This window comes from Micromonospora sp. NPDC005215, assembly GCF_040607915.1.
GTDB lineage: Bacteria > Actinomycetota > Actinomycetes > Mycobacteriales > Micromonosporaceae > Micromonospora.
Genome location: NZ_JBEXHQ010000004.1, coordinates 46,392 through 73,270, shown reverse-complemented (window position 1 = coordinate 73,270; position 26,879 = coordinate 46,392). Strand labels below are relative to the sequence as shown.

General features: G+C 71.9%; 26 protein-coding genes. 20 read left to right on the top strand and 6 right to left on the bottom strand.

Annotation, left to right across the window (positions count from 1 at the left end):
* The first annotated feature begins 13 nt into the window (after positions 1–13).
* Positions 14–1,156: a polysaccharide pyruvyl transferase family protein gene (locus ABZU25_RS05285; RefSeq protein ID WP_355028067.1), complete on the top strand. Its 1,143-nt coding sequence runs from the start codon at positions 14–16 to the stop codon at positions 1,154–1,156.
* A gap of 8 nt (positions 1,157–1,164) precedes the next feature.
* Here ABZU25_RS05285 and ABZU25_RS05280 read toward each other — a convergent pair whose 3' ends face one another.
* Positions 1,165–1,371: a hypothetical protein gene (locus tag ABZU25_RS05280; RefSeq protein ID WP_355028066.1), complete on the bottom strand. Its 207-nt coding sequence runs from the start codon at positions 1,369–1,371 to the stop codon at positions 1,165–1,167.
* An 82-nt stretch (positions 1,372–1,453) separates the two neighbouring features.
* Here ABZU25_RS05280 and ABZU25_RS05275 point away from each other — a divergent pair, with 82 nt between their 5' ends.
* The 3 genes from ABZU25_RS05275 (at position 1,454) to ABZU25_RS05265 (ending at position 6,622) form a co-directional block, all read left to right on the top strand.
* Entirely contained in the window at positions 1,454–1,972 is a 519-nt protein-coding gene (locus tag ABZU25_RS05275) for a DinB family protein (RefSeq protein ID WP_355028065.1), read from the top strand.
* Positions 1,973–2,129: 157 nt separating this feature from the next.
* Positions 2,130–5,714, top strand: a complete 3,585-nt coding sequence (locus tag ABZU25_RS05270; protein WP_355028064.1) for an SNF2-related protein — start codon at positions 2,130–2,132, stop codon at positions 5,712–5,714.
* Entirely contained in the window at positions 5,714–6,622 is a 909-nt protein-coding gene (locus tag ABZU25_RS05265; RefSeq protein ID WP_355028063.1) for an SWIM zinc finger family protein, read from the top strand. The genes ABZU25_RS05270 and ABZU25_RS05265 overlap by 1 nt, the downstream gene beginning before the upstream one ends.
* 4 nt (positions 6,623–6,626) lie before the next feature.
* Here the strand turns inward: ABZU25_RS05265 and ABZU25_RS05260 are convergent, their stop codons facing one another.
* Positions 6,627–6,884 (bottom strand): DUF3040 domain-containing protein, encoded by a 258-nt coding sequence (locus tag ABZU25_RS05260; RefSeq protein ID WP_355028062.1) that lies wholly within the window; start codon positions 6,882–6,884, stop codon positions 6,627–6,629.
* A 431-nt stretch (positions 6,885–7,315) separates the two neighbouring features.
* On the opposite strand from ABZU25_RS05260, the gene ABZU25_RS05255 reads away from it, so the two are divergent.
* From ABZU25_RS05255 to ABZU25_RS05235, 5 genes are read left to right on the top strand one after another with little or no spacing between them, the layout of a single operon-like run.
* The gene (locus ABZU25_RS05255; RefSeq protein ID WP_355028061.1) at positions 7,316–9,415 is read left to right on the top strand and encodes a DUF1800 domain-containing protein; all 2,100 of its coding nucleotides are present in this window, start codon (positions 7,316–7,318) and stop codon (positions 9,413–9,415) included.
* Positions 9,416–9,423: 8 nt separating this feature from the next.
* On the top strand, positions 9,424–10,806 hold the full coding sequence (locus ABZU25_RS05250; RefSeq protein ID WP_355028060.1) for a DUF1501 domain-containing protein: 1,383 nt from the start codon (positions 9,424–9,426) through the stop codon (positions 10,804–10,806).
* Positions 10,803–12,221 (top strand): ferredoxin reductase family protein, encoded by a 1,419-nt coding sequence (locus ABZU25_RS05245; protein WP_355028059.1) that lies wholly within the window; start codon positions 10,803–10,805, stop codon positions 12,219–12,221. Before ABZU25_RS05250 ends, ABZU25_RS05245 begins: the two co-directional genes overlap by 4 nt.
* An 11-nt stretch (positions 12,222–12,232) precedes the next feature.
* Entirely contained in the window at positions 12,233–12,832 is a 600-nt protein-coding gene (locus ABZU25_RS05240; protein ID WP_355028058.1) for an FMN-binding protein, read from the top strand.
* 49 nt (positions 12,833–12,881) lie between these two features.
* Positions 12,882–13,604, top strand: coding sequence for an FAD:protein FMN transferase (locus tag ABZU25_RS05235; protein WP_355028246.1), 723 nt, complete (start codon positions 12,882–12,884; stop codon positions 13,602–13,604).
* A gap of 263 nt (positions 13,605–13,867) precedes the next feature.
* On the opposite strand, the gene ABZU25_RS05230 is transcribed toward ABZU25_RS05235, so the two are convergent.
* Positions 13,868–14,539, bottom strand: a complete 672-nt coding sequence (locus ABZU25_RS05230; protein ID WP_355028245.1) for a bifunctional DNA primase/polymerase — start codon at positions 14,537–14,539, stop codon at positions 13,868–13,870.
* A 247-nt stretch (positions 14,540–14,786) separates the two neighbouring features.
* On the opposite strand from ABZU25_RS05230, the gene ABZU25_RS05225 reads away from it, so the two are divergent.
* The 7 genes from ABZU25_RS05225 to mctP all read left to right on the top strand — a co-directional run bounded on the left by ABZU25_RS05225 (position 14,787) and on the right by mctP (position 21,599).
* Positions 14,787–16,016 carry a helix-turn-helix domain-containing protein gene (locus ABZU25_RS05225; RefSeq protein ID WP_355028057.1) on the top strand — a complete coding sequence of 410 codons (1,230 nt, stop codon included), beginning with the start codon at positions 14,787–14,789 and terminating at the stop codon, positions 16,014–16,016.
* Positions 16,017–16,032: 16 nt separating this feature from the next.
* On the top strand, positions 16,033–16,605 hold the full coding sequence (locus ABZU25_RS05220) for a flavoprotein (protein WP_355028056.1): 573 nt from the start codon (positions 16,033–16,035) through the stop codon (positions 16,603–16,605).
* A 106-nt stretch (positions 16,606–16,711) separates the two neighbouring features.
* Positions 16,712–17,584: a Nif3-like dinuclear metal center hexameric protein gene (locus ABZU25_RS05215; RefSeq protein ID WP_355028055.1), complete on the top strand. Its 873-nt coding sequence runs from the start codon at positions 16,712–16,714 to the stop codon at positions 17,582–17,584.
* The gene (locus ABZU25_RS05210) at positions 17,574–18,311 is read left to right on the top strand and encodes a C4-type zinc ribbon domain-containing protein (RefSeq protein ID WP_355028054.1); all 738 of its coding nucleotides are present in this window, start codon (positions 17,574–17,576) and stop codon (positions 18,309–18,311) included. Before ABZU25_RS05215 ends, ABZU25_RS05210 begins: the two co-directional genes overlap by 11 nt.
* A 3-nt stretch (positions 18,312–18,314) precedes the next feature.
* Positions 18,315–19,457: a bifunctional RNase H/acid phosphatase gene (locus tag ABZU25_RS05205; RefSeq protein ID WP_355028053.1), complete on the top strand. Its 1,143-nt coding sequence runs from the start codon at positions 18,315–18,317 to the stop codon at positions 19,455–19,457.
* Between the two features lie 250 nt (positions 19,458–19,707).
* Positions 19,708–19,950 carry a DUF3311 domain-containing protein gene (locus ABZU25_RS05200; RefSeq protein WP_124822819.1) on the top strand — a complete coding sequence of 81 codons (243 nt, stop codon included), beginning with the start codon at positions 19,708–19,710 and terminating at the stop codon, positions 19,948–19,950.
* Positions 19,950–21,599 (top strand): monocarboxylate uptake permease MctP, encoded by a 1,650-nt coding sequence (mctP, locus tag ABZU25_RS05195; protein ID WP_355028052.1) that lies wholly within the window; start codon positions 19,950–19,952, stop codon positions 21,597–21,599. Before ABZU25_RS05200 ends, mctP begins: the two co-directional genes overlap by 1 nt.
* A gap of 85 nt (positions 21,600–21,684) precedes the next feature.
* Here the strand turns inward: mctP and ABZU25_RS05190 are convergent, their stop codons facing one another.
* Positions 21,685–22,260, bottom strand: a complete 576-nt coding sequence (locus ABZU25_RS05190; protein WP_355028051.1) for a helix-turn-helix domain-containing protein — start codon at positions 22,258–22,260, stop codon at positions 21,685–21,687.
* 86 nt (positions 22,261–22,346) lie between these two features.
* Here ABZU25_RS05190 and ABZU25_RS05185 point away from each other — a divergent pair, with 86 nt between their 5' ends.
* A complete protein-coding gene (locus ABZU25_RS05185; RefSeq protein ID WP_355028050.1) occupies positions 22,347–23,237 on the top strand; it encodes an NmrA/HSCARG family protein in 891 nt (296 codons plus the stop codon).
* Positions 23,238–23,313: 76 nt separating this feature from the next.
* On the opposite strand, the gene ABZU25_RS05180 is transcribed toward ABZU25_RS05185, so the two are convergent.
* Positions 23,314–23,781 carry a MarR family transcriptional regulator gene (locus ABZU25_RS05180; protein WP_355028049.1) on the bottom strand — a complete coding sequence of 156 codons (468 nt, stop codon included), beginning with the start codon at positions 23,779–23,781 and terminating at the stop codon, positions 23,314–23,316.
* Between the two features lie 54 nt (positions 23,782–23,835).
* Here ABZU25_RS05180 and ABZU25_RS05175 point away from each other — a divergent pair, with 54 nt between their 5' ends.
* Entirely contained in the window at positions 23,836–25,068 is a 1,233-nt protein-coding gene (locus ABZU25_RS05175; RefSeq protein ID WP_355028048.1) for an MFS transporter, read from the top strand.
* 169 nt (positions 25,069–25,237) lie between these two features.
* On the opposite strand, the gene ABZU25_RS05170 is transcribed toward ABZU25_RS05175, so the two are convergent.
* Positions 25,238–25,999, bottom strand: coding sequence for a sulfite exporter TauE/SafE family protein (locus tag ABZU25_RS05170; RefSeq protein ID WP_355028047.1), 762 nt, complete (start codon positions 25,997–25,999; stop codon positions 25,238–25,240).
* A 92-nt stretch (positions 26,000–26,091) separates the two neighbouring features.
* On the opposite strand from ABZU25_RS05170, the gene ABZU25_RS05165 reads away from it, so the two are divergent.
* Positions 26,092–26,376 (top strand): hypothetical protein, encoded by a 285-nt coding sequence (locus tag ABZU25_RS05165; RefSeq protein WP_355028046.1) that lies wholly within the window; start codon positions 26,092–26,094, stop codon positions 26,374–26,376.
* Positions 26,373–26,759 (top strand): hypothetical protein, encoded by a 387-nt coding sequence (locus ABZU25_RS05160; protein ID WP_355028045.1) that lies wholly within the window; start codon positions 26,373–26,375, stop codon positions 26,757–26,759. Before ABZU25_RS05165 ends, ABZU25_RS05160 begins: the two co-directional genes overlap by 4 nt.
* Positions 26,760–26,879 lie beyond the last annotated feature (120 nt).

Sequence of the window (26,879 nt, the reverse complement as noted above, 5' to 3'; positions counted from 1 at the left end):
GGAGGAGCGACGGATGACGCACGGTGCCGGACTGACCATCGGTGTGCTCGGCTCGTACGGGGGGCGAAACCTCGGCGACGAGGCGATCCTCACCGGTCTGCTCACCGATCTGCGTACGCAGGAACCAAACGCCCGGATCATCGTCTTCTCCCGTAACCCCGAGCACACCAGGGCCGCCCACCCGGACGTCGAGGCGGTCCCCTGGGAGGGCGTCAGCCGTACCGACTCCTCCCTGGTCCTGGCCCAGCTCGACCTGCTCATCCTGGGCGGCGGCGGCATTCTCTACGACCGGGAGGCCCGCCGGTACCTGCGGGTGGTCCGGGTCGCCCAGGAGCGCGGCCTGCCCCTGATCACGTACGCGGTGGGGGTCGGGCCGCTCAGCGACGGGGTGGATACCGGCATGGTCCGGGAGACGCTCTCCGGCGCGACCCAGGTGACGGTCCGTGACCAGGAGTCCCGGATGGTGCTGGAGGAGGCCGGTCTGCTCAATCCGATCACGGTCACCGCCGACCCGGCGTTCCTCCTGCAACCCGAGGACTTCCCGGCCCACCTGCTCGCCGAGGAGGGTGTGCCGGTCGGTAAGCGGCTGGTCGGGATCAGCGTGCGGGAGCCGGGGCGGGCCGCCGAGCGGCTCGACGTGGACGGCTACCACCGGCTGCTGGCCCAGATCGGTGACTTCCTGGTGCACCGGATCGATGCGTATGTGCTGTTCGTGCCGATGGAACGCGACGACATCCGGCACGCCCACGGGGTGCTCTCCCACATGGTCGCCGCCGATCGCGGTCGGATCCTGCACGGCACCTACTCGCCGCAGCAGGTGCTCGGGCTGATGCGCCACTTCGACCTGGCCGTCGGCATGCGCCTGCACTTCCTGATCTTCGCGGCGATGGTCGGCACACCGTTCCTGCCCCTGCCGTACGCCGGCAAGGTCTTCGACCTCGCCCAGCGACTCGGCGTGCCGGCGCTACGCGGCGTGGAGCGGGAGGTCGAGGGGCCGCTGCTGGCCGAGGTCGACCGGCTGTGGGACGAGCGGGAGCAACGCGCGGAGGCCACCGCCCGACGGGTGGCGGAGGTGTGCGAGCAGGCGCGGGGCACCTCGGAGGTCACCCGCGGCGTGCTGGAGGGGCTCCGCAGCCAGGCTCTCGCCCGGGTCTGAGTGGGCGGTCAGACCGCAGGACCGGTCCACCGGTACCGCCACTCGCGGGCTTCTTCGTGGGCGGTCTCCAGCTCGTAGATCTGTGCCTCCGCCAGCCCACCCGAGCCGAGGTGATGGTGGGTCAGCGGTGGACGGCCGTTGCTGTCCAGTTCGACGGTGATGGTCTGCCCGTCCGCCGTGCCGCCGACGAGAAGGATCCGCACGGATGAAGCCATGCGCCCATCCTGCCCGTCGTGCCGCCCGCCCGCAGCGGTTAGTGGGGCAGCGGGGAGACCGGCCCGTGGCTAGGGTCGGCGGATGGAGCAGACGATCGATCCGACGCTCGGCCCGGTGCTCGCCCGTACCGGCGACGAGCGCGCCGTACTGGACTCGTTTCTCGACTTCCACCGTGGTGTGCTGCTGCGCAAACTGCGCGGTCTCTCCGATGCCGACGCGGGCCGACGGCTGGTGCCCTCGGCGACCACGCTCGCCGGGCTGGTCAAGCACCTGACCCTGGTCGAGCGGAACTGGTTCCCGACCCTGCTGGCCCCCGAGCCGGGCGACGTCTACCTCACCTCGGAGGAGGACGCGGTGGCGAGCTTCACGCTCGGCGACCAGGACACCGTCGCCGGGCTCACCGAGGCGTACGAGCGGGCCTGCGCACGGTCGCGGGCGATCGCCGCGAGCTTCGACCTCGACCACGTGGTGCCGCACCCGCAGCTCGGCGAGGTGTCGCTGCGCTGGATCCTGGTGCACCTGATCGAGGAGACGGCCCGGCACGCCGGTCACGCCGACATCCTGCGCGAGCTGACCGACGGCGAGTCCGGCGCGATCTGAGCCTCGTTGATCAGGTGATGAAAAGTAGGTCAGGAACCGATCCTGAACCTACTTTTCATCACTTGATCTTGGTGGAGTCGGTGCCTGGGGCGGTGGGGCGGGTGATCGCCCAGCGGGGCCGCCTATCCTGGGCGCGGGCGGCGACAAGGGGGAGCAGGTGCTGGTCATCCACGGGCTGTGGCTGCCCGGTGACGGCTCGACCGGCGGCCTCGCGGTCTGGGCCGAGGACAGCGCCGCGCCGCCCCCACCGGCCCGCCCCGGCCGACCGCCCCGGGAACGTCCGCACCCCTTCGCCGCCGGGCACGCCGACCTGGCCGCCGTCCTCGCCGACGCGGCGGAACCGGCCCACCCCGGCACCGCGCTGCTCACCCTGCCCACCCGGGCGGGCACGCCGACCGACTCACCCGAGCTGATCCGGACCGCCGTCGCACCCCCGGCCCGCAGCCGGCTCACCCTGGCCGGGTGGCGGGTGCCCGTGCTGGTGTACGCCCCGGACGACGCGCTGTCGCTGCTACGCGCCCTGGACGACCTCCCGGCGGTGCCCGGGGCGACCCTGCGTCACCTCGCCGAGCTGGCCGACTTCGCCGCCGACCTGGTGACCCGTGGCCGCGTCCTGCCCGGTGTCAGCACGACGGCGGCGAGCACCACGGCGGCGAGCGCCACGGCGGCGAGCGCCACGGCGGCGAGCGCCACGGCGGCGAGCACCACCGCAGCGAGCGTCACCGCGCGGGCGGTCTGGCGGCCGCTGCTGACCGGCACCGACGCCGCCTGGGCGCGATCGCTGGCGCTGGCCCTGCCGCCAGCCGCCCGAGCCGCCGCTGTCGTCCCGCCGACGCCCACCGCCTCCGCTCTGCCATCCACCCCGAGCACAACCTCGGCCACCACAATCCCCACCCCCGCCGGCACGAGCCCGGCCGCCATGAACCCCGCCGCCACCAGCCCGGTCGGCACGAGCCCGGCCGGCACGAGCCCGGTCGGCACGAGCCCGGTCGGCGCGAGCCCGGCCGCCATCAGCCCGTCCGGCGCGAGCCCGTCCGGCGCGAGCCCGTCCGGCGCGAGCCCGTCCGGCACGAGCCCGGTGGGCATGAACCCCGCCACCATCAGCCTGGACGGCGCTGCCGGGGTGGGCAGCGGTTCGGGCGGGAGTGAGCTGACCGCGGCCGACGTGGTCACCGGTGCGCTCGACGCGCTGACCGACGCCGCCGCGCGGGCTGCGCTGGCGACCACCACACTGGCCCGGGGGCTGCGGCCGGGTGGCCCGGCACCGGCCTGGTTGGCGGCGCTCGCCGGCCCGCAGCGTGATTTCACAGTCGATCCCACGGCGTTGGCCACGCTGCGCGAAGAGTTGGACCTCTGGCAGCGAGACGCCGCCGGTGGCCCGGTGCGGGCCAGTTTCCGGCTTGTGGAACCGGCCCCGGACGAGGTCACCGAACCGATCCTGGCCACCCGCCCGGTGCCGGCCCAAAGCACGTCGGCGCCGACAGGGAGCACGTCAGCTGCGACGGGGAGCACCCCAGCGCCGACGGGGAGCACGCCGGTGCCGGTCGAGAGCACCCCAGTGCCGGTCGAGGCTACCGGCGGTGGGCGGTGGCGGTTGGAGTTCGGGTTGCAGGCCGCGGACGAGCCCGGCCTGCACGTCGACGCCGGGCAGGTCTGGCGGGCACCGCAGACGCTCGGCGGTCTGACCGGTCGGACGACCAGCCCGCAGGAGACACTGCTCGCCGAGCTGGGCCGGGCCAGCCGGCTCTGGCCGGATCTGGATGCCGCGCTGCGCACCGCCGCCCCCGAGGCGATGGAGCTCGACGTGGAGGGGGCGCACCGGTTCCTCAGCGAGGGCGCCCCGGTGCTGCACGCGGCAGGTTTCGGGGTGCTGCTGCCGTCCTGGTGGCAGCGCCCGTCGGCGCGGCTCGGCGCCCGGCTGCGGGCCCGCAGCCGTACCGCGCCCGGCACTGTGGGTGGCACCGAAGCCGGTGTCGGTCTGGACGCTCTGGTCGACTACCGCTGGGAGATCGCCCTCGGTGACCAGCCGCTGTCCGCCGAGGAGTTGGCGGCGTTGGCCGAGATGAAGACCCCGCTGGTGCGGCTGCGCGGCCGGTGGGTCGAGCTGGACCCGGGTCGGCTCGCCGCCGGTCTGCGTCTGCTCCGCTCGGCAGGCGAGCTGACCGTCGCCGACCTGCTCCGCCTCGGGCTGGCCGACGGCGAGGCCACCGGGGCGCTGCCGGTGCTGGAGGTGACCGCCGACGGGACGCTGGGCGACCTGCTCGCCGGGGCGGTCGAGCGCCGGCTCACCCCGTTGGATCCGCCGCCGGGTTTCCAGGGGACGCTGCGGCCGTACCAACAGCGCGGACTCGCCTGGCTGGCGTTCCTGCGCTCGCTCGGCCTGGGTGGCGTGCTCGCCGACGACATGGGGCTGGGCAAGACCGTGCAGCTGCTCGCACTGCTCGCCGGGGACCCGCCGGAGGCCGGACCGACCCTGCTGGTCTGTCCGATGTCGCTGGTCGGCAACTGGCAGCGGGAGGCGGCACGGTTCACCCCGGGGCTGCGGGTGCACGTACACCATGGGGCGGAGCGGGCGCGGGGGGCGGAGTTCAGCGCGGCCGCGCACGGCGCGGACCTGGTCCTCACCACCTACTCGGTGGCCGCCCGCGATGCCGTCGACCTGGCCGGCATCGACTGGCACCGGGTGGTGGTGGACGAGGCGCAGGCGATCAAGAACGCGTCGACCCGGCAGGCCGAGGCGGTCCGCGCGCTGCCCGCCCGGCAGCGGGTGGCGGTAACCGGTACGCCGGTGGAGAACCGGCTCGCCGACCTCTGGTCGATCATGCAGTTCGCCAACCCGGGGCTGTTGGGGCCGGCGGCGACGTTCCGCAAACGGTTCGCCGAGCCGATCGAACGGCACGGCGACGCCGAGGCCGCCGAGCGGCTCCGCCGGATCACCGGGCCGTTCGTGTTGCGCCGCCTCAAGACCGACTCGTCGATCATCTCGGATCTGCCGGAGAAGCTCGAGATGGAGGTGCTCTGCAACCTCACCGCCGAACAGGCCGCCCTGTACCGGGTGGTGGTCGACGACATGTTGGCCCGGATCGAAACGAGCGACGGCATCGAGCGACGCGGCCTGGTGCTGGCCACCATGACCCGGCTCAAGCAGGTCTGCAACCACCCGGCCCAACTGCTGCGGGACGGCTCGCCGCTGGAGGGCCGCTCCGGCAAGCTGGCCCGGCTGACCGAGATCATGGAGGAGGTGCTGGCGGCGGGGGAGCGGGCACTGCTGTTCACCCAGTACGCCGAGTTCGGTGCGATGCTGCGCGGTCACCTGTCGGCGCGGTTCGGCCGGGAGGTGCTGTTCCTGCACGGCGGCCTCGGCAAGGCCGACCGGGACGCCATGGTGCAGCGCTTCCAGTCCGCTGACGGTCCGCCGCTGTTCGTCCTCTCCCTCAAGGCCGGCGGCACCGGGCTCACCCTGACCGCCGCGAACCACGTGGTGCACGTGGACCGGTGGTGGAACCCGGCGGTGGAGGACCAGGCCACCGACCGGGCGTTCCGGATCGGGCAGCGCCGACGGGTGCAGGTCCGCAAGTTCGTCTGCGCCGGCACTGTGGAGGAGAAGGTGGCCGCGATGATCGCGGACAAGCGCCGCCTTGCCGAGCGGGTGGTCGGCACCGGCGAGCAGTGGATCACCGAGCTGTCCACCGGCCAGTTGCGGGACCTGTTCGCCCTGGAGGCCGGGGCGGTGGTGGAGTGATGAGCACCGACCGGTTCGCCGACTACGGGCGTCCCCGCCGGGTCGACGGGGGACTGCGGGCGCGCAGCGCCCGGGGCGCGATCGGCCGCTCCTGGTGGTCGCGGCGTTTCCTGGAGGTCCTGGAGTCGTTCGCGCTCGGCACCCGGCTGACCCGTGGCCGGTCGTACGCGCGGGCCGGTCAGGTGCTCACGCTCGCCATCGCGCCCGGACGGGTCAGCGCGGTGGTGCAGGGCTCCCGGCCGCAGCCGTACCAGGTGTCCATCGCGTTGAAGCCGTTCCCGGCCGCGCTCTGGTCCCGCATCGAGGCGGAGCTGGCCGGCCAGGCGTTCTTCAGCGCCCGGCTGCTCGCCGGGGACCTCCCCGACGAGTTGGAGGAGTTGTTCGTCGCTGCTGGCGCGCCGCTCTTCCCAGCCGGCGTGGACGAGCTGACCCAGCGGTGCAACTGCCCCGACTTCGCGGTGCCGTGCAAGCACCTCGCGGCAACGTTCTACCTACTGGCCGAGGCGTTCGACGCGGACCCGTTCGAGCTGCTGCACTGGCGCGGCCGATCCCGTGCGGAGTTGCTCGACGAGCTGCGCGCCCGGCGGGTCGAGGCCACCGGAGTGGCACTGCCCCCCGCACCGACCGGTCCACCGTCCGAACCGGACGGTCGAGAGTCGGCTGTGGACGTCGCGGCACCCGTCGGCGCGGCCCGCGCGTTTGCCGGGCTGCCGGCAACTCCGCTGGCCGAATCCGCGGACCGGTTCTGGATGCCGCCGGTGCCGCTGCCCGATCGGCCACCCCGACTGGCGACCGGCCCCGACCTCCTGCTGCGTCAGCTCGGAGCGCCAGCGCCGGCCATCGGCGGGCCGGGACTGCTCGAACGGTTGCGCCGCGCGTACCGGGCGTTCGGCCCGGCCGACCGGTGAGCCGTCACGTCCACCGGCGGCGGAACCGCCACATGATCGCGGCGTTGGCCACCAGCACCACCGCGCAGATCGCGCCGGTCAACCGACCGGCGAACACGGCTATCGCCGGCAGCGACGCCCACAGCACGATGGTCAACAACATCAGGTAGCGGCCCCTTCGGGCCCGAGCCCGGTGGTCCAACCGGGCGAAGAAGGCCGGGTCACTTTCCCGGAGCTGACGGGTGATCTGGTCGAACCTGCGCTGATCCTCTTTGCTGAGCATGGCGCTGCCTTCCCCTCACGCGTCCAGCGGTTCGGCGGCATACCCGCTGCTGCGGCGGCTCACGCTCGCCCGTTGCTGCTACTTTTCCGTCACGTGAGGTCACCTCACGTCCGGCTTACCCGAACCTTAAGTTTGCCTGTGGTGGTGAACGGCGTGGAACGTGTCGCGTGTGGCGGCGCGGTCCGGTCTGTGCCCGGCTGCCGCGCGTACGCCCTGCTGGGAAGGTCCGCGCTGGGTTTCGGCCCGACGCCGGCCCGAGATGTCGCACTGAGCGCTGCCTTAAGTGCCCTCGCGAGGGTGTTCGGCCCACCTTGAAGGCACCTGAGGGCTTGGTTACCTTGCCGTAGCAACCCCCTCAGGCAACAGTCGCCGCACCTGCCGCACCTGCCCGGTCGCAGCTTTCGGCGCTCATCAGAAATCGGGATTGGTACATGGCCGACCAGAATGTGCCACCACGTCGACCGCGGGACGACCGCGGTTGGGACGGACGCCAGCACCACAACGCGGACGGCTACGGCGACCCCAACACGTCCGCGCCCTACGGGTACGACTCGCCCCACCCCTACCAGGGCGGCTATCCCGCGCAGGCCGACCCGCGCGAGCAGTACGGCGACGGTTACGCCCACGCCGGACACCCGGCACCCGGTCCGCGCGGCCCGCAGTGGGTCGGCCCTGAGGGTCTCAGCCGCCCGGCGCCAGCGCGCCCGGCCGGCGTCGGACTGCCCCCTCTGGACGATGACGACGAATCGGGTCGCAAGGTCGGCCGGCGCAAGGCCATTGTCGCCCTCGGTGGCACCGCTGCCGTCGTCGCCGGTGGCGCGGCGCTCGCCATGACCCCACAGTTCCGTGGCCTCTTCGGCGACGAGGCGGTGGCCGGCGACGCGACCGGCAGCACGGTGACCGACGGCACCGCGGCGCGGCCCAGTGGCCAGCAGCCCAGCACGGTGCGTACGTACACCGAGCAGAACGAGAGCTACATGGGCTCCCGGGCCGGTGAGGCGCTGAAGAAGAACGCGCCAACCACCGGACGGACCCTGTCCGGTCCGGCCGCCGCCGCGGCGGCGACCAAGGTGACAGTCAAGACGGTGCTGGCCAAGGACCCGATCCTGCACCTGGCCCGGCGCGCCTCCTTCGGGCCGACGCCAGCGCTGATCGCCGACATCAAGAGCCAGGGCATCGACGCCTGGATCCGCGCCCAGTTCGAGCCGGACAAGCTCGCGCCGAGCAAGGCCGAGCTGAAGCTCTCCGAGTTGCCCACCCTGAAGCTCGACCCACAGCAGCTGCGCGCCCAGCGGGACCAGCTCAACGAGCAGGGCGCCCAGCCGGAGCGCGAGATGGTCGACGCCACCCTCGCCCGGCAGATCTGGTCCAAGCGCCAGCTGTTCGAGGTGATGGTCGACTTCTGGAACGACTTCCTGCACGTCGCCGCCGACTTCGACGGCGGTGAGCCCTACCGCAACTCGTTCGACCAGGACGTCGTGCGCAAGCACGCGCTGGGCAGCTACCCCGAGATGCTCGTCGCCGCGAACAAGCACCCCGCGCTGCTGATCTACCTGAACCAGAAGGACTCCCGCAAGGACGCGATCAACGAGAACCTCGCCCGGGAGAACCTTGAGCTCTACTCGGTCGGCGTCGACGGTGGTTACGGGGAGCAGGACGTCCGGCAGGCCGCGCTGCTCCAGACCGGCCGCGGCATCGACCGGGACGGCAAGTACGTCTTCAAGCCCGAGCAGCACTACGTCGGCAAGGTGAAGGTCCTCGGCTTCACCCACGCCAACGACTCCGCCGACGCGAAGAAGGCCGACGCGGCCATCGACGCGTACATCGCCTACATCGCGCTGCACCCGTCGACAGCGAAGTACGTCGCGCAGAGCCTGGCGACCCGGTTCGTCTCGGACACCCCGCCGAAGTCCCTTGTGGACCGGCTGGCCAAGACGTACACCACGAACAACGGTCTGATCAAGCCGGTGTTGATGGCGCTGTTCAGCTCCTCCGAGTTCTGGGCCGGCGTGGGCCAGAAGGTGCGCCGGCCGATGGAGTACCTGGTCGCCACGTACCGCACCCTGGGTGTCGCACCGGAGGCGTCGCCGAAGCACAACAACGGCGACAACAAGCGCACCCCGTACGCCCGGGGCCTGCGGCAGATCCACGACAAGCTGCGCGAGCTGGGCCACTTCCCGATGGGTCAGCCCACCCCGGACGGCTACCCGGATGTCTACGTCGCCTGGACGTCGGCCGGCACCATGGTCAACGGCTGGAACGAGGCGGGCGAGATCATCGCCGGCTACCGCACCGCCTTCACGTACACGGCGCCGGAGAAGCTGGTCGCCCAGCCGCCGGCCACCGCCGGGGCGTACGTGGACGCGCTCTCCCAGCGGCTGGTGGGTCAGAAGCTGAGCACGCGGGAGAAGAACCTGATCCTCGCAGTGGCCGGTGTGCCGGCGACTGCCAAGGTCGACGCCACGTTCAACGGGGCCATCACCGCCGTCGCGCGGGCGATCCTCGCTTCCCCCCAGCACCACCTCCGGTGAGGCACCCGATGGAGAAGACTGTGTACAAATCTTTCCCCCTGCACCCCGAATGCCCCGACGTGCGACGGCTGGCCGACAACCCGGCCGAGGCGTTGCTGCGCGCGGAGGCGGACATCGTCACCGCCGAGAGCGCCGCCGAGCGGGACCGCTACCGCACTCTGGAGAACCTGGAGGAGGCCCAGCAGGACGGTCGTGGCGTCACCCGGCGGACCTTCGTGGTGGGTGCCGCGGCCACCGCCACGGCCCTGGCCACCGCCCAGTTCGTCACCACGTCGGCGTCGTTCGCGGCGACCAAGACCGGCACCCTGATCCACGTCTTCCTCTACGGCGGCCTGGACGGGCTGAGCCTGGTCGCGCCGGACGGCGACGCAGTGCTCGCCAAGGCCCGTCCCGACCTGCTGCTCGGCAACGACTCGCTGGCCCTGGACCGGGGCTTCAAGCTGACCAGCGCGTTCAAGCCGCTGGAGAAGTGGCTCACGGCCGGTCAGCTGGGCTTCGTCCCGGGGACCTCGGACGAGCGGCTGTCCCGTAGCCACTTCCAGGCCGCGGACGCCTGCAACCTGGGTGGCCTGCCCAACGAGACCGGCGGCCGGGGCTGGCTCGACGGTCTCGTCGATCACCTGGGCAAGGGCACCGCGTTCCGCAGCGTCGGCATCGGCAGCACGCTGCCCCGCTCACTGGTGGGCACCAACGGCGCGCTGTCGCTGAACAACGTCGGGTCGCTGCGGCTCAACGGCGACCAGCGGTTCCGGGCCGCCACCGAGGCGGCCATCAAGGGGCTCTTCACCGGGATCAACCACCCGGTCGAGGAGGCCGTGCAGGAGGGCATGGGCGCGCTGGCCACCGCCCAGCAGTTGGCCGCCAAGCCGTACGAGCCCGCCGAGGGCGTCAAGTACGAGGGCGTCGGCAACGCGTTCAAGCAACTCGCCCAGCTGATCAAGGGCGGGGCGAACGTCCGGGTCGCCACCGTCGGGATGGGCGGTTACGACACCCACGAGAACCAGGGCACCCGGGAGGGCGGCCAGCTGCACCGCCGGCTGAACGAGCTGGCCAGCGCGATGGCGGCCTTCTTCACCGACCTCGGCCCGCAGGCCGCCGACGTGACGATCATGGTGTCCAGCGAGTTCGGGCGCCGGGTCGGTTCCAACACCGGCGGCACCGACCACGGGCACGGTGGGGTGGTCACGATCCTCTCCGGCAAGAAGCTGGCCGGGTCGCTGCTCGGCGACTGGAACGGTCTGGACAAGCTGGACTCCGGTGACGTGCCGGAGTACAACAACATGTTCAACGTGTACGGCGCGGTGGCCCAGGGCCGGTTCGGGCTCACCAACGCGGAGGTCGAGAAGGTCTTCCCCCGCCAGAAGTACGCCCCGATGAAGCTGTACGCGTGACGTACCCGCACACCCACGCCGCCGGCCGTCGTACCGGGACCTCGTCCCGGCACGGCGGCCGGTCGGCTGCGCCCGTACCCCCGCAGATCCCGGACCGGCGCGGACCCGGCGGTCGGCGGCTGCTCGGCCTGCTGCTCCTGGTCGGCCTGCTCGCCAGCGTGCTGCCGTGGTGGCTGGGCACCCCCGCCGGCTCGCTGCGCAGCACCGCGGCCACCGTCACCGCGGCGGGCCGGATCAGCGGTCTGATCGCCGGTTACCTGCTGCTGGTGCAGGTGCTGATGATGAGCCGGCTGCCGGTGCTGGAGCGGTGGATCGGCGGCGAACAGATCGCCCGCTGGCACCGCGACGTCGGGGCCACCCTGCTGGTCGCCGTGCTGGCGCACCTGTCGTTGATCCTCGTCGGCTACGCGGACCTGCGGAACCAGTCGGTTCTCGCCGAGGTCGGCACGCTGCTCGGCGACTACGAGGACATGGTCTCGGCGTTCGTCGCCACCGGCATCATGATGCTGGTCGGGCTCAGCAGCATTCGGGCGATCCGCCGGGCGCTGCCCTACGAGCTGTGGCACCTGCTGCACCTGTCCAGCTACCTGATCCTGCTGCTCGGCTTCGGCCACCAGTTCACCCACGGCGCGCAGCTGTACAAGCCCGGACCGGTCCGCACCGGTTGGATCGCGCTCTACCTGCTGGTGGTCGCCGCCCTGCTCTGGGGTCGGGTGCTCGCGCCGTTGACGTTCAACCTGCGCTACCGGCTGCGGGTCGCCGACGTGGTCGCCGAAAGCCCCGACACCATCTCCATCTATCTCACCGGCGAGCGGCTCGGTCGGCTGGCGATGCTCGGTGGCCAGTACTTCCGCTGGCGTTTCCTCACCCGGGGCTGCTGGTGGCAGTCGCACCCGTTCTCCGTCTCCGCCGCCGCGAACGGTCGCTGGTTGCGGCTCACCGTCAAGGTCGTCGGCGCGCACACAGCGGACCTGCGCGACCTGACCGCGGGCACCCGGGTCTGGGCGGAAGGCCCGTCGGGCACCTTCACCGCCGCGCACCGGGTCCGCGAGCGGGCCCTGCTGATCGCGGGCGGCAGCGGCATCACGCCGATCCGGGCGATGCTTGAGGAGTTGCCGCCGGGCGCGGCCCTGATCTACCGGGCCCGTACCCCCGCCGACGTGCTGCTCAGCCACGAGCTGGACTGGCTGGCTCAGGAACGCGACACCTCGGTCTGGTACGTCATCGGCTCCCGCGACGACCCCGGTCCCCGGCAGCTGATGAGCCCGGACGGGTTGCGGCAACTGGTGCCCGACGTGGCCCGGCGCGACGTCTACCTGTGTGGGCCACCCGGCCTGGTGGAGCAGTCGGTCCGCGCGTTGCGCCGCGCCGGCGTGCCCCGACGGCAGATCCACCTGGCCACGTTCGAGTTGTAGGAAGGCATCCCATGCGTCGCGCGTTGCTCGCGATCACCGGCCTGGCAGCCAGCACCACCGCGCTTGTGGTGTTCAAGGGCTCGCCGGCCGCCACCCAGGTCGCCCAGAACCTGCCGACCGCCCAGCCGGTCAACCCCACCCCGCAGGATGTCGACCCGGCCGCCGATCCGGTGGCCGACCCGGTGGCCGGGGCACCGACGCCGTCGGTGGCGCCCAGCGCGCCGTCGTCGGCCAAACCCAGCAAGAGCACCGCCCGGCCACCCGGCAGCCCCCGCACCACAGCGAAGGCCCCTTCCGCGCCGCGGACCACCACCAAGGCGCCGCAGTCGACCACCCGGCGGGTCACCGGGCCGGGCGTGGACAACGAGTACGGGTTCGTGCAGGTGCAGATCGTGGTCTCCGGCAACCGGATCGTCGAGGCCGTCTCGCTGTCGCTGCCCAGCGGCGGCGAGTCCGACATCCACAGCGACGACGTCAGCAGCAGGTACGACGGCACCGGCGGCGAGGTGGTGCAGAAGCAGAGCGCCAACGTCAACACCGTCTCCGGCGCCACCGAGACCAGCAACTCCTACAAGCAGTCCCTGCGGGGCGCGATCGAGCAGGCGTTCTGACGTGCCGGCCGCGATGCTCCGACCAGGGCTGTGCCGGGTCGAGCAGATCATGGGTACGGCGATCACGGTGGACCTGGCCGACGACCTGCCGCCGGCGACCCTGCACGAGTTGGCCGACGAGGTCTTCGCCTGGATGCGCGAGGTGGACGCCCGGTTCAGCACGTACCAGCCGGACAGCGAGGTGTGCCGCTTCGACCGGGGCGAGGTGCTGCTCTCCGAGGCGTCAGCGGAGCTGCGGTTCGTGTTGGAGGCCTGCGCCGACCTGTGGGGTGCCACCGACGGGTTCTTCGACGCGTACGCCACCGGGCGGCTCGACCCGTCCGGCTTCGTCAAGGGCTGGGCCGCTCAGGTCGCCTCGGATCGCCTGCTCGCCGCCGGTGCCGCGAACCACTGCGTGAACGCCGGCGGTGACGTGCGGGTACGCGGCTTCTCCTCGGCCGGGGCACCGTGGCGCGTTGGCATCCGGCACCCCTGGGACGCCATGGCGACCTGCCTGGTGCTCACCGGCACCGACCTGGCCGTGGCCACGTCCGGTGTCTACGAGCGGGGCCGGCACGTCCTGGACCCGCGCCGGGGCGCCCCGGCCAGCGGGTTGCGCTCGGTGACAGTGGTCGGCACGGACCTCGGCGTGGCCGACGCGTACGCCACCGCCGCCCTCGCCATGGGGGCCGCCGGTCTCGGCTGGCTGAACGGCCTCGACGGCCACACCCACGCGGTGGTGACCGACGACGCCCGCCAGTACCATTCCGTCGCCCTCCCGTCTACCGACTAGCGGAGCGGGCGGTGGGTGCCGGCCGGGCGGGAGCCGGTGGGGCGTGGGCGGCCGGGGCGCGAGCCGGACGGCCGGGTGCCGGCCCACCGGTGGCGTGGGTGGCTGCGTCGGGGCGGCTCGGTGCCGCCGGGATGAGGCGCCCTGTCGTTCGTGGACATCGTTCCCCCGTTCGTGGCGCGCGTTCGCGCCGTCTCCCTGTCAACGAGGACCGGCGCCCCGGCGACGCTGTCGCACACCGGATGGAATCGTCGGCCGGGCCCGTTTCACCTGCCTCGTCGGGGCAGTGGCAGGTGACCGGGGAGCAGGTCGGGGGCGAGGGTCACCCCGGCGGCGCGCAGCGCCCCGATCAACGTGTTCTGCACGAGGTACGAATCTGGAAGTTGCCAACGGGCCTGCTCGGGGGCGACCGCCCAGCGGACCGTGCCCTCCGGCAGCCGGGTGGGCGGCGCGGGGACCCACGAGCCCGGCCCGTGCCGGACCACGTGGAAGCAGTGCTCCAACTCCGGCCGGAGCGGGTCGCCGGGGCGGACCAGGAACATCCACCGCCCGGTGGGGGTGACCAGCACCGGCCCGCGTACGCCGGTGCCGGCCGGGTGGATCTGCACCGCGTCGAGCACGTGCCGGCCCAGGTGGGCGGGCACCTCCAGCACGTCGAAGGCCCGGCCGGTGGGCAGCAGCACCCCGTGTGGGCGGTTCCGCCACCAGGTGGCCACCCGGGCCGGGTCGGCGCTGGCGGCCAACTCCCAGTTCTCCAGGGCGGGGTGGCAACCCACTGTGGGACAGCCGGCCCGGCCGCAGACGAAGCGGCTGCGGGCCAGACAGGCCCCCGGCGTGACCTCCCACCCGTGTGCGGCGTACCGCATGGCGACCCGGCGCAGCCGGACTCGTTCCAGCGGCGACAGTTCGGCGACGCGCGGTCCGACGTTCCCCCACATGTGTGCCATCTCCCCTCGTCGGGCCCGGCGGTCGCCAGGTCGCATGTCGAGCACCGTCACTGCCGTAACCCACGATCGTTGAGGTTGACGAACGGCTCGTGCAACTTGCACGAAAAGTACGAGGACTGGCTGTACGGCTGACGCACATCGTGTGCGACCAGCGAAAACCTGAAAGTGAACGACAGTCGCCGCACCCGCGGACATCGCCTCGACTCGATCGGTCCGGGCGGCAGGGGAGGATGGGCAGATGGACGAGCTACCCATAGGACGGCGAGTGGCTTACTGGCGGGGGCGCCGCAAGATGTCGCAGCAGGTCTTCGCCGACCGGCTGGGCAAGTCCAAGAGTTGGGTGGACAAGGTCGAACGCGGCGTCCGCCGGTTGGACAAGTTCTCCGTGCTCTACGAGATCGCCGACATCCTCCAGGTCGATGTGCAACTCCTCCTGGGCAAGGACCCCGAGCGCCGTACCGACGCGCTGAACTGCATCGACCAGGTCGAGGTGCAGGAGATCCGGGCGGCGCTGGAACGCTACGACTCGATGAGCGCGTACTTCGACGCGGTGCCGTGTCCGCCGCCGCTGGAGGACCTGCGCAAGGCCGTCAACCACGCCTGGCTGACCTACCAGTACGGCCGCTACGGCATGCTCACCCGGGCGCTGCCCAAGCTGCTGCGCGACGCTCAGGCCGCCGACGCCGCCTACGGCGGTGACCGGGCCCCCGAGGCGGCCCACCTGCTCGGGCAGGTCTACCAGATCGCCTCCTCGGTGCTGCGCAAGCTCGGTGAGTGCGAGCTCGCCTGGTTGGCCGCCGACCGGTCGATGGCGGTGGCCCAGCGGGCCGACGACCCCCTGCTGGCCGGCATCGCCACCACCCGGGTCTGCAACGCGCTGGTCGCGATGGGCCGGGCCCGCCCCGCGCTGGAGCTGAACGTCCAGATCGCCAACCGGCTGGCCCCGGGCGGGAGCAACGAGGTCACCCCGGCCCGCCTCTCCGTCTACGGGATGCTGCTGCTCCAGGGTGCGATGGCCGCGTCGCGCATCGGTGACACGGCCAGCGTCGACGACCTGATCAACTGCGCGCAGGAGGCCGCCACGCTGCTCGGCGGGGACCACAACCACTACTGGACGTCGTTCGGCCCGACAAACGTCGAACTGCACCGGGCCGCCGCCGCGGTGGAACTGGGGGACGGGGGTCGGGCCGTGGAGGTGCACCAACTGCGCATCGCAGATGCCCCCTTCAACGCGCTGCTGCCCGAACGCCGCGCCCATCACCTGCTCGACATCGCCCGCGGGTACGCCCAACTGGGCGACGTGGCGAACGCCGGCGAGATGCTCCTGCTCGGTGATCGACTCGCGCCGTCGGAGATCCGCTGCCGGCCGATCGCCCACGAGGTGATGTCGGACATCCTTCGTCGCACACGTGGTGCGCCGCCTTCTCCGGTAGCGGAGTTGGCTGAGCACATGGGAGTAGGGGTATGAGCGCGGAGCCGGTTTGATGGCCGGTTCGCCACGTCACAGCGGGCACCGCCAGGTGCTCTACGTCATCGCCTGCGGTTCACCGCTGGCCCGGCACGTCGGTTGTCTGGTCGACCTTGCCCAGCAGGATGGTTGGGACGTCTGCGTGGTCGCCACGCCGGACGGCGCCAAGTTCGTCGACCAGGCCGCACTGGTTCGGCAGACCGGCCACCCGGTGCGGACGCACTACAAGAATCCCGGTGACCCGGACGTGTTGCCGCCCGCCGACGCCATGATCGTCTGCCCGGCCACCGTCAACACGGTCAACAAGTGGGCGGCCGGGATCGCCGACACCCTGGCGCTCGGGCTGCTCGTCGAGGCGCAGGGCAAGGGCGTCCCCATCGTCGCGGTGCCGTACACCAACGTCGCGATGGCCGCCCACCCCGCGTTCCGTACCGGGGTGGCCCGGCTGGCCGAGTGGGGCGTCACTGTGCTCTTCGGTGACCACGTGATCGCCCTGCATCCGCCCGGCACGGGGGAGCAGCACCTGCACGCCTTCCCCTGGGCGATGCCGCTCACCGCGCTGCACGCCGTCTCCGCGAGCGCTGCCTAGCACTCACCAGTGCGGCCTGCTGGCACTCACCAACGCGGCCTGCCCGCGACGCGGCCGGGCCGGGTGTCACCGCTGGACCGCCCCCGCGCCGGTAAGCTGGCCCGCCGTGAGCACTAGCAGATCCGCCCCCACTGTGACCGACGTGGTGGCCGAGCTGGAACGGCGCTATCCACCGGTCTGGGCCGAGGAATGGGACCGGGTGGGCCTGGTGCTCGGCGAGCCGGCCGCCCCGGTCCGCCGGGTGCTCTGCGTGGTCGACGTGGTGCCCGAGACGGTCGCCGAAGCGCTGGCCGCCGACGTGGACATGATCGTCGCGCATCACCCGCTGCTGCTGCGCGGGGTCTCGTCGGTGGCGCCGACGACCTTCAAGGGCCGGATCATCCACCAGCTGATCCGGGCCGGGGTGGCGCTCTACGCCGCGCACACAAACGCCGATGTGGCCGCCCCGGGCGTCTCCGACGCCCTCGCCGCCCGATTCGGGCTGACCGGGCTGCGCCCGCTACAGCGGCCCGCGCCCGGCTCGGCCGCCCACGGCGACGACCGGGGCTTCGGCCGGATCGGGGAGCTGCCCCAGCCGATGACTCTCGCCGAGCTGACCCGGCACGCGGCTGCCGTGCTCCCCGTCACGTCCTGGGGAGTTCGCGCGGCGGGGGATCCCGGGCGTATGGTTCGTACCCTCGCCGTCAGCGGCGGGTCGGGGGACAGCTTCCTCGGCGCCGCGACCGCCGCCGGGGTGGACGCGTTCCTCACCGCCGACCTGCGGCACCACCCGGCCGGCGAGCACCTCGCCGCCGATGGTCCCGCCCTGATCGACGCCGCCCACTGGGCGACCGAACGACCGTGGCTGGACGACCTGGCCGCCCTCCTGCGGGAGGCGCTGGGCGTCGAGACGCTGGTGTCCGACCTGGACACCGACCCGTGGACCGTGCACGCCGCCGCACCCGCTGTGGACGACAAGGAGCCCGACCGTGAAGGCTGACCCTCAGGTGCAGCGCCGCCTGCTCGACCTCCAGGCGATCGACACCAACCTCGCCCAGCTCGCGCACCGCCGGCGAACGCTTGCGGAGCGGGCCGAGCTGGAGTCGCTGGCCCGGGAGTTGTCGTCGTTGGAGGATGAGCGGGTCCGCGCCCAGGTGGCGGTCGACGACCTGGACCGGGACATCGCCCGGCTGGAGAAGGACGTCGAGCAGGTCCGCGCCCGTAAGGAGAAGGACGAGAACCGGCTCGCCGCCGGCACCGGCCCGGCCCGCGAGCTGGAGGCGCTCCAGCACGAGCTGGTCTCGCTGAACCGGCGCCAGGGCGACCTGGAGGACGCCGAGCTGGAGCTGATGGAGCAGCGCGAAACCGCGCAGGGCGTCCTGGACGGTGTGGAGCAGCGGCTGGCCGAGACCCGGGACAAGCGGGCCGCGACCGAGCAGCGCCGCGACGACGCGCTGGCCGAGATCACCAAGGACGAGGAGTTCAAGAAGGGCGCCCGTCAGCCGCTCGCCGCCGACCTCCCGGCCGACCTGGTCACCCTCTACGACAAGATCCGTGCGGACACCGGGCTGGGTGCCGCGCTGCTCACCGCGCACCGCTGCGGCGGGTGCCGGCTGGAGCTCTCCGGTGCCGACCTGGCCCGGATCCGCAAGGCCGCCCCGGACGACGTGGTCCGCTGCGAGGACTGCCGTCGGATCATGGTCCGTACCAACGAGTCGGGTCTGTAGGTCGTGGCGCCGCGGGTGGTCAGCGTCGAGGCCGACGGCGGATCCCGGGGCAATCCCGGTCCCGCCGGCTACGGCGCGGTGGTGCGTGACGCGGAAACCGGCGAGGTGCTCGCCGAGCGCTCCGAGTCGCTCGGCACGGCGACCAACAACGTCGCCGAGTACCAGGGGCTGATCGCCGGGCTGACCGCCGCCGCCGAGCTGGGCGCCGCCGAGGTGGACGTCCGGATGGACTCCAAGCTGGTGGTCGAGCAGATGTGCGGCCGGTGGCAGATCAAGCACCCCGGCCTGCGACCCCTCGCCGCCGAGGCCGCCGGGCTGGTGGGCCGGTTCACGGCGGTGCGGTTCGCGTGGATTCCGCGCGAGCAGAACCGGCACGCCGACGCGCTCGCCAACGCCGCAATGGACGCCGCCGCCGGCCGACCCGCGCGGACCCCGACGACGGGCCAACCCCCGGCGACGCCAGCGACGGGCAGCGACCCGGCGACCGCGCCGGCCTCGTGGGAGCCACGGCCGACCTTCACCGCCACCCGGCTGATCCTGGTCCGGCACGGCGAGACCGAGTACACCGAGCAGCGGCGCTACTCCGGCCGCGGCGACGTGCCGCTCTCCGCGAAGGGCCGGGACCAGGTCCTGGCCACCGGCGCCCGGGTGGCCGCGCTGGCCCCGTCCGTCGCGGCCGTGCTCAGCTCACCGCTGTCCCGGTGTACGGCCACCGCGGCGGCCATCACCGAAGCGCTCGGCGGCGACGTGCCGGTCCGCACCGAGGACGACCTGATCGAGTGCGACTTCGGCCAGTGGGAGGGGCGGACCTTCGCCGAGGTGCGCCAGCAGTGGCCGGGGGAGATGGACGCCTGGCTCGCCTCACCTCGGATCGCCCCGCCGGGCGGGGAGTCGTTCACCCACGTCGCCGAACGCGCCCACCGCGTCACAGCCGGGCTGCTCACCGCGTACCCCGGGGAGACCGTGGTGGTCGTCTCGCACGTCTCCCCGATCAAGCTGGTGCTGCGCGACGCGCTCGCGGCCGGCGACGGGTTCCTGCATCGGCTCTTCCTGGACGCGGCCGGCATCTCGGTGCTCGACATGTGGCCCGACGGCGGCGTCGCCGTCCGCACTGTCAACGACACCGCCCACCTCGCAGCGCTCTGAGCACCGCTGGCGGTGCCGGCGTCTACCGGCCGGTCCCGTCCCCCGCCGGTCGAGCCGGTGGCCCGGTGGCGCTGGTCCGGTCGCCGCCCCCGTGGTGCAGCCCTCGCTGTCCCGTGCGGGCGGCCGTCATTCGGCGCACCGCACTCGCCGCTCGGCGCACGATCCGCCTCTCGGGAGGCGTGACCGCCGTCACAGAGTCGTAGCCTCCGGCCGTTACATCGAGAGCCTCGACTCCCCGGAGGTGTGTCAGATGGCTGCACCGGAACCGGAGGCGCCCACCACGGCGCCAACCAGGGCTAAGGACCACAGCCCCTGGAACTGGTTGCTCTTCATCCCCATCGTGGTGCCGCTGATCCCGGTCTTCTTCAATGGCGACTCGCCCCGGGTCTTCGGCTTCCCGCGCTTCTACTGGCTGCAACTGGCCTTCATCCTGCTCGGCGTCGGCACCACCACGTTGGTCTACCAGATGACGAAGAAGCGGGGTGATTCCTGATGTGGCGCGACCATCTCACCGAGATCATCGTCTTCTCGTTCCTCTTCCTGCTGGTGAGCGCGATGGGCTTCGTGGCCGCCCGGTGGCGGGCGCCGAAGGACATGGCGCACCTGGACGAGTGGGGGCTGGGCGGGCGCAGCTTCGGCGGCTGGGTCACCTGGTTCCTGGTCGGTGGTGACCTCTACACCGCGTACACCTTCGTGGCGGTGCCGGCCCTGATGTTCGGCGCCGGAGCGGCCGGGTTCTTCGCCGTGCCGTACACCATCGTGATCTACCCGTTGGTGTTCCTGGTGCTGGTCCGGCTCTGGTCGGTGTCGCACCGGCACGGGTTCGTCACGCCGGCCGACTTCGTCCGCAACCGGTTCGACTCGCCGGTGCTGGCCCTGCTGATCGCGATCACCGGCATCGTGGCCACCATGCCGTACATCGCGTTGCAGCTGATCGGCATCGAGGCCGTGCTCAAGACGATGGGGGTCACCGGCGACAACGCGGTGGCCCGGCACCTGCCGATCATCATCGCGTTCGCGATCCTGGCCGCGTACACGTACCAGTCGGGGCTGCGCGCGCCGGCGCTCATCGCGTTCGTCAAGGACAGCCTGATCTACGTCGTCATCCTGGTGGCGATCGTCTACCTGCCGTACAAGCTGGGCGGCTGGGGGGACATCTTCGCCGCCGCCGACGCGAAATTCGACGCCTCACCCAACCCGAACGACGGCATCCTGCTCAACGGCAACAACCAGCTTCAGTACGTGACGCTGGCGCTCGGTTCGGCGTTGGCGCTCTTCCTCTACCCGCACAGCATCACCGGTGTGCTGGCCAGCCGGAACCGCGACGTGATCAAGCGGAACATGTCGGCGCTGCCCGCGTACAGCCTGCTGCTCGGGCTGATCGCGCTGCTCGGCTACATGGCCATCGCGGCGGGGGTGAAGCCGCTGCCCGGGGCGTCGGCCGGCAGCGTGGACAACAACACGATCGTGCCGTTGCTGTTCGACCAGCAGTTCCCGGACTGGTTCGCCGGTGTGGCGTACGCGGCGATCGGCATCGGTGCGCTGGTGCCCGCGGCGATCATGTCGATCGCGGCGGCGAACCTGTTCACCCGCAACATCTACAAGGAGTACCTGAAGCGGGACGCCTCCCCGGCCCAGGAGGCCAACGTCTCGAAGATCACCTCGCTGGTGGTGAAGGTCGGCGCGGTGGCCTGCATCGTGTTCCTCGACCCGCAGTTCTCCATCGACCTCCAGCTGATCGGTGGCGTGATCATCCTGCAGACGCTGCCGGCGGTGGCGCTGGGCCTCTACACCCGCTGGTTCCACCGCACCGGCCTGATCGTCGGCTGGGCGGCCGGCATGGGGCTGGGCATGTGGATGCTCTACCAGGTGGCCAGCCCGACGAAGAAGCACTTCGGCGGCTCGGCGTTCCCGCTGTCCGAGTTCGGGTTCGACACCACCAGGACGATCTACGTCGGCATCGTGGCGGTCCTTGTCAACCTGGCTGTCGCGGCGCTGGTGACGCTGGCGCTGCGGGCCGCCAAGGTGGCGGAGGGGGTCGACGGCACCACGCCGGACGACTACTTCGCCGACGAGGGAGACCCCCGGCTCACCCCGGGCACCGAGAGCGACGCCGACCCGGCCCGCGAGCCGGTCGCCTGACCTGCGGGTACGCCCGTACGCGCCCGCCCCGGGCGATCGTGGAGTCACTGTCACCCGCCGCCCCGGTGGACCGATTCGCGTCGGTCTACCGGGGCGGCGGTGCTTCTGCGGCGCACGGCTGCGGTCGGCTCGCTGAGCCGATCCCCCGCAGGGCGAGGGTCAGCAGGTGTTCCGCCTTGGCCGCGCCCATTGGTTGCGCCGCCAGCGAGATGCCGTTGGCGAGGATCATCAGGTCGGCCATTGTGATGTCGGGCCGTACCGAACCCTCGTCGCTGGCTCGGCGTAGCAGTGGTTCACCGGCGGCGACGAGCGTCGCGCCGCAGGCATCGGTCTCCTCGGTGGGCTCGTTCAGGAGCGAATCCGCGAGACCGCGGGTTGTCGTGGCGTATGCGGTGACCTCGTGCAACCAGGTCGTCAGCGCGTCGAGGGCGTCCGGCGCGGCGAGCAGGTCTCCGGCACGCGCTGCCAGGTTGCGGACACAGCCGCGGAAGACCGCCTGGAGCAGCGACCACCGGGTGGGGAAGTGCCGGTGCAGGGTCGCCGATCCCACCCCGGCGGATCGGGCGATCTCCTCCAGCGAGGCGTACGCGCCGTCGCGGGCGATCGCCTCGGCGGCCGCCTTGACGATGAGGTCGTAGTTGCGCTGCGCGTCCGCTCTCATGGTCCGCCTTGCAGAAATGGGGTGGTCCCCCATATCGTAGCCGACGAGAAGTGGGGGACCACCCCGCTTGTTTCTCGGGAGGCATCATGGCTGTTCTCGTCATCGGCGCGACGGGCAAGCAGGGCGGGGCCACGGCCCGAGCGCTGCTGGACCGGGGCGTCCCGGTTCGTGCCCTGGTCCGTGATCTGGGCACCGACAGCGCCCAGGCGTTGCGGGATCGGGGCGCCGAACTGGTCAAGGGCGACCTGGACGACGTGGAGTCGCTGCTCGCCGCGGCGGACGGGATGGACGGCCTCTTCTCCATCCCGTATCCCGACGTGACGGACCTGCAGGGCAACGCCGAGGTGACCCGTGGCCGCAACGTCGTCGAGGCAGCGCGCCGGGCCGGCGTGTCGCACGTCGTGCACAGCAGCGTCTCGGGTGCTGGCGACTTCCACCGTAACCAGCCCGGCTGGACCGAGGGCCGGTGGGACAGGCACTACTGGGAGAGCAAGGCGGCCATCGACGAGATGGTGCGCTCCGGTGGCTTCGCGCACTGGACCGTCCTCAAGCCCTCGACCTTCATGGAGAACCTCGTCGGCTGGTCCTACCTCTTCGGCGACTGGTCCAGCGGCACGATCATCACCGGCTTCGCCGCGGACGCCCGAATTCCGTGGATCGCCGTCGACGACATCGGCGAAGCCGCGGCGATCGCGTTCACCAACCCGGGGAAGCTCGACGGCCTGGACGTCGAACTCGCCGGCGACCTGCTCACCATGACCGAGGTCGCGGCCATCCTGAGTGAGGTCACCGGCCAGGCGATCACCGCGCCGGTGCTCGCCCCGCAGCAGGCCGTCGAGCGTGGCCTGTTGCCCGCCATGGTCAACACGGTCGAGCGGATCAACGAGAACGGAAGCCCCGCCCATCCGGAGATGATTCGGGCCCTCGGCCTGCCCGCCACGGACTTCCGCACGTGGGCGCGGCGGACGTTCTCCTGAGTCAGTCGGTCCAAGAGGGTCGCCGGGCGGGTGTGGGTCGGGCCGAGGGCGGCACCAGGGCGGGCGGGGGTGGAGGTCAGGGGCGGCGGCGGTTGCGGTTCAGCAGGGCCTGGTTGAGGCGGCCCAGCAGGGTCGCCAGGGTGGCCCGGTCCTCGGTGCTCCAGTCGGCCAGCATGTCGCCGTAGAGCCGGGTGCGGGCCGTCTGCACGGCGGCCATCCGCTGGAGGCCGGCCGCGGTGGGGGAGATGACAGTGCCCCGGCCGTCGGACGGATCCGGGGTGCGCGTGATCAGGCCGTCGCGTTGCAGGGCGGAGACCTGTCGGGTCACCGTCGAGCCGTCCAGGTTGAGTCGGGCGGCGAGCGCGGAGACGTTCTGCGGGCCGGCGTCGGCCAGGTGGCGCAGGATGACGTACGCCGCGCGGTCCAGCACCCGGTGCTCGGCGGTGCCGGTGGCCCGCCGGGTGGCCTCGCCGAAGCGCATCAGCAGGGCCACCTCGGTCTCGATCTGGCCGAGGGTGCTCTCGTCGTCATGGTCGTCGCTCATAGCTGTACGATACAGGATAAGTACCTGTACGATACAGCTATCTGAGGAGTCGGAGTGGATCGGCGTACCGAACCGAACCGCAGTGCCATCTACGCCACCACACTGGTGGCCTTCCTCGCCATCGCCGGCATCGCCGTCGTCGACCCGATCCTGCCGGCCATCGGCGAGGCGATCGGCGTCACCGCCTGGCAGGTCGAGCTGCTGTTCACCGCGTACATCGCGGTCATGGCCCTCGGCATGATCCCGGCGACGCTGGCCAGCGGCCGGTTCGGCTTCAAGCCGGTGCTCATCACCGGCGTCTCCGTGGTCGGCCTCGCCGCGATCCTCGCCTCGTTCAGCGACAACATCGTGCAGCTCTCCGTGCTGCGCGGTGTCTGGGGGCTGGGTAACGCGATGTTCTTCGCCACCGCCATGGTGGTGCTCGTCAACCTGGCGGTCGACCGGGAATGGGTGGTCGGCCTCTTCGAAACCGCGCTTGGCCTCGGCTTCGCCGTCGGCCCACTGATCGGTGGCCTACTCGGCGAGATCAGCTGGCGGCTGCCGTTCTTCGTCTGCGGCGTCTTCATGGTCCTCGCCCTCGGCGTGGCCTCCCGCAAACTCCGCGAACCCACCAACCGGCAGGCCCCGGTACGCGTCGGCCAGATCTTCGCCACCTACCGCCGGCCGGCGTTCATCGCCCTCTGCGTGGTGACCGGCGCGTACAACTTCGTGTTCTTCGTGGTGCTCGGTTACACGCCGCTCTTCCTCGGCCTGGACGTCATCCCGTTGGGGCTCGCCTTCACCGGCTGGGGGCTCGGCCTGGCCGCCGGCATCATGGTGATCGGCCACCGGCTGGCCCACCGGATCGGCGCCGTCCAGACCGTGGGTGTCGCCATCGCCGGGCTGCTGGTCTGCATGGTCCTCTTCGCCACCTCCACCAGCACCGCCGAGGCGCTCGTGGTGCTGGTGCTCGCCGGACTCTGCATGGGGCTGGCCAACGCCAACCTCACCGACCTGGCGCTCGGCCTGGGCTCCAGCGACCGCCGGGTCGCCACCGGCGCGTTCAACCTGGTCCGCTGGGGCGCCGCCGCGCCCGCACCGATCATCTCCGGCAAGCTCGCCGAGCACTCGCTGGCGCTGCCGTTCTGGGTCGGCTTCGGGGTCCTCGCCGTCGGCGTGCTGGTCTACCTGGCCTTCGCGCACGTGATGGCCGCCGGCTACGGCGAACGGGTGCTCTGGTCCCGCTGGAATCGCGCCGCCGCGGACGCGGAGCACGCGGTGGAGGAGCCGGTAGGCGAGGCCTACTAACCCGGCTGCCCCGTGCGCCCTGCCCGTCCGCGACGCGCCGGCCAAGATCCGCGCACTTTCGGGGAAACTGCTGCCTCAACGGCGATGCAGGCAGCAGTTTCCCTGAAGTTGCGAGGATCTTGGGCGGGTGTTGGGTGTTGGGCGTTGGCGTGTGAGGGTGCGGGCGGGCTCAGGTCAGGGCGCGCCAGAGCAGGTACAGGCCGATCGTCGTGCCGAACACCACGATCAGCGTCTTGAGCACCACCGGCGGCAGCCGGCGGACCAGCCGGGCACCCGCGTACCCCCCGATCAGGGTGGCCGGCGCGACCACCGCGACGGCCGCCCAGTTCAACGGGCCGAACAGGGCGAACACCACGAGCGTCGTGCACCCCACCACCGCGGAGAGCAGATTCTTGATCGCGCTCACCCGTGCCAGGGTCGCGTCCAACACCAGGGCCAGCCCGGCCACCAGCATCACCCCGAGCGCCGCACCGAAGTAACCGCCGTACACCGCACCCAGCGCGACCATCGTCTGCACCGCTACCGTCCGCCGGCGTGGCGACAGGTCCCGGGGGTGGCCGACCAGTCGGCGCAGCGGATCCTGGAAGGCCAGGACCGCTGTCGCGCCGAGGACCAGAAATGGTACGACCAGCTCGAACGCGCGGGCCGGGGTGGCCAGCAGCAGCAACGCCCCGACAATCGTGCCCACGATGGTGGTGGGCACCAGCGTGGCCAGCGCACGGGGGCGTGGCAGGTCCTGCCGGCTGCCCGCCACGCTGGCCAGGTACCCGGGGAACACGGCGACGGAGTTGCTGACGTTCGCCGGCACCGGGGGCAACCCGATCGCGATCATCGCCGGAAAGGTGATCAACGAGCCGCCACCAGCCACCGCGTTGACAGTGCCAGCGGCGAGACCGGCGGCGAGCAGCAGCGCGGCGTGGGAGAGATCCATAGCCCCACGAGGCTAGTACGCGCGCCGAACCCGTCGTGAGCTGGCCGGCGAGGCGGAACAGGGCAGCGGTATACCGGTCGTATACTCCGATCGTGGATACCACGATCAAAGTCGACACAGAGGTACGCGACCGCTTGGCGCTCCTGGCGAACGAACGTGAAACGACCATGCGGGACCTCGTTGCCCAGCTCGCCCAGGCGGCACTCACCGCCGACGAACTGCGCGACCGCGCGGCGCGCGCAGAGCAGTACGTCCGGCTCAAGATCGCTTCCGACCTCAGCGCCGACGACCTCACCCGGGGCGAGGACGTCTGGGCGGCCATCGAGGCTGGCAATGTTCCGGAATCTCTAGCCGAAGATGGCCGGCGGGCGGCGTGAACGAGGCCGCGGTCATCCTCGACCACACGGCGCTGCTCGCGCTCGGTGCCGGCAACCCGGCGCTCTCCGGGCTCGTGGTCACCGCACACGGGGGTGCGGGGCGGCACGTCCAAGTGCCGGCACTCTGCCTTGCCGCGGCCACCTCCGCCCGCCCGGCCCTGGGAGAGCACATCGGTGCCCTTCCAGCGCTGGAGGTCGTCGAGCTTGGCTACGCGACCGCTCTGCTGGTGGGGCGTCTGCTACGTCAAGGTGTGGACTGGCAGCTAGCCCATGCCGCCGCGCTGGGACGTCCCGACGCCGAGTGGCCCACCGGGCGTCCGGTCCTCACCGAGCTGCCGAAGGCGTACGCCGGAACTGGTGTCGTGACGATCAGCGTGAACTGACCAGTCGCTACCCAATGTCCGTCTCCACGCGCGCTGCCGTGCGGGCCGGGTCTGTCGAAGGCCCGACTGCGGGGCAGGTCTGCGCGGGCACCCGCCTGCGGGGCGGCAATAGGCGCGCCG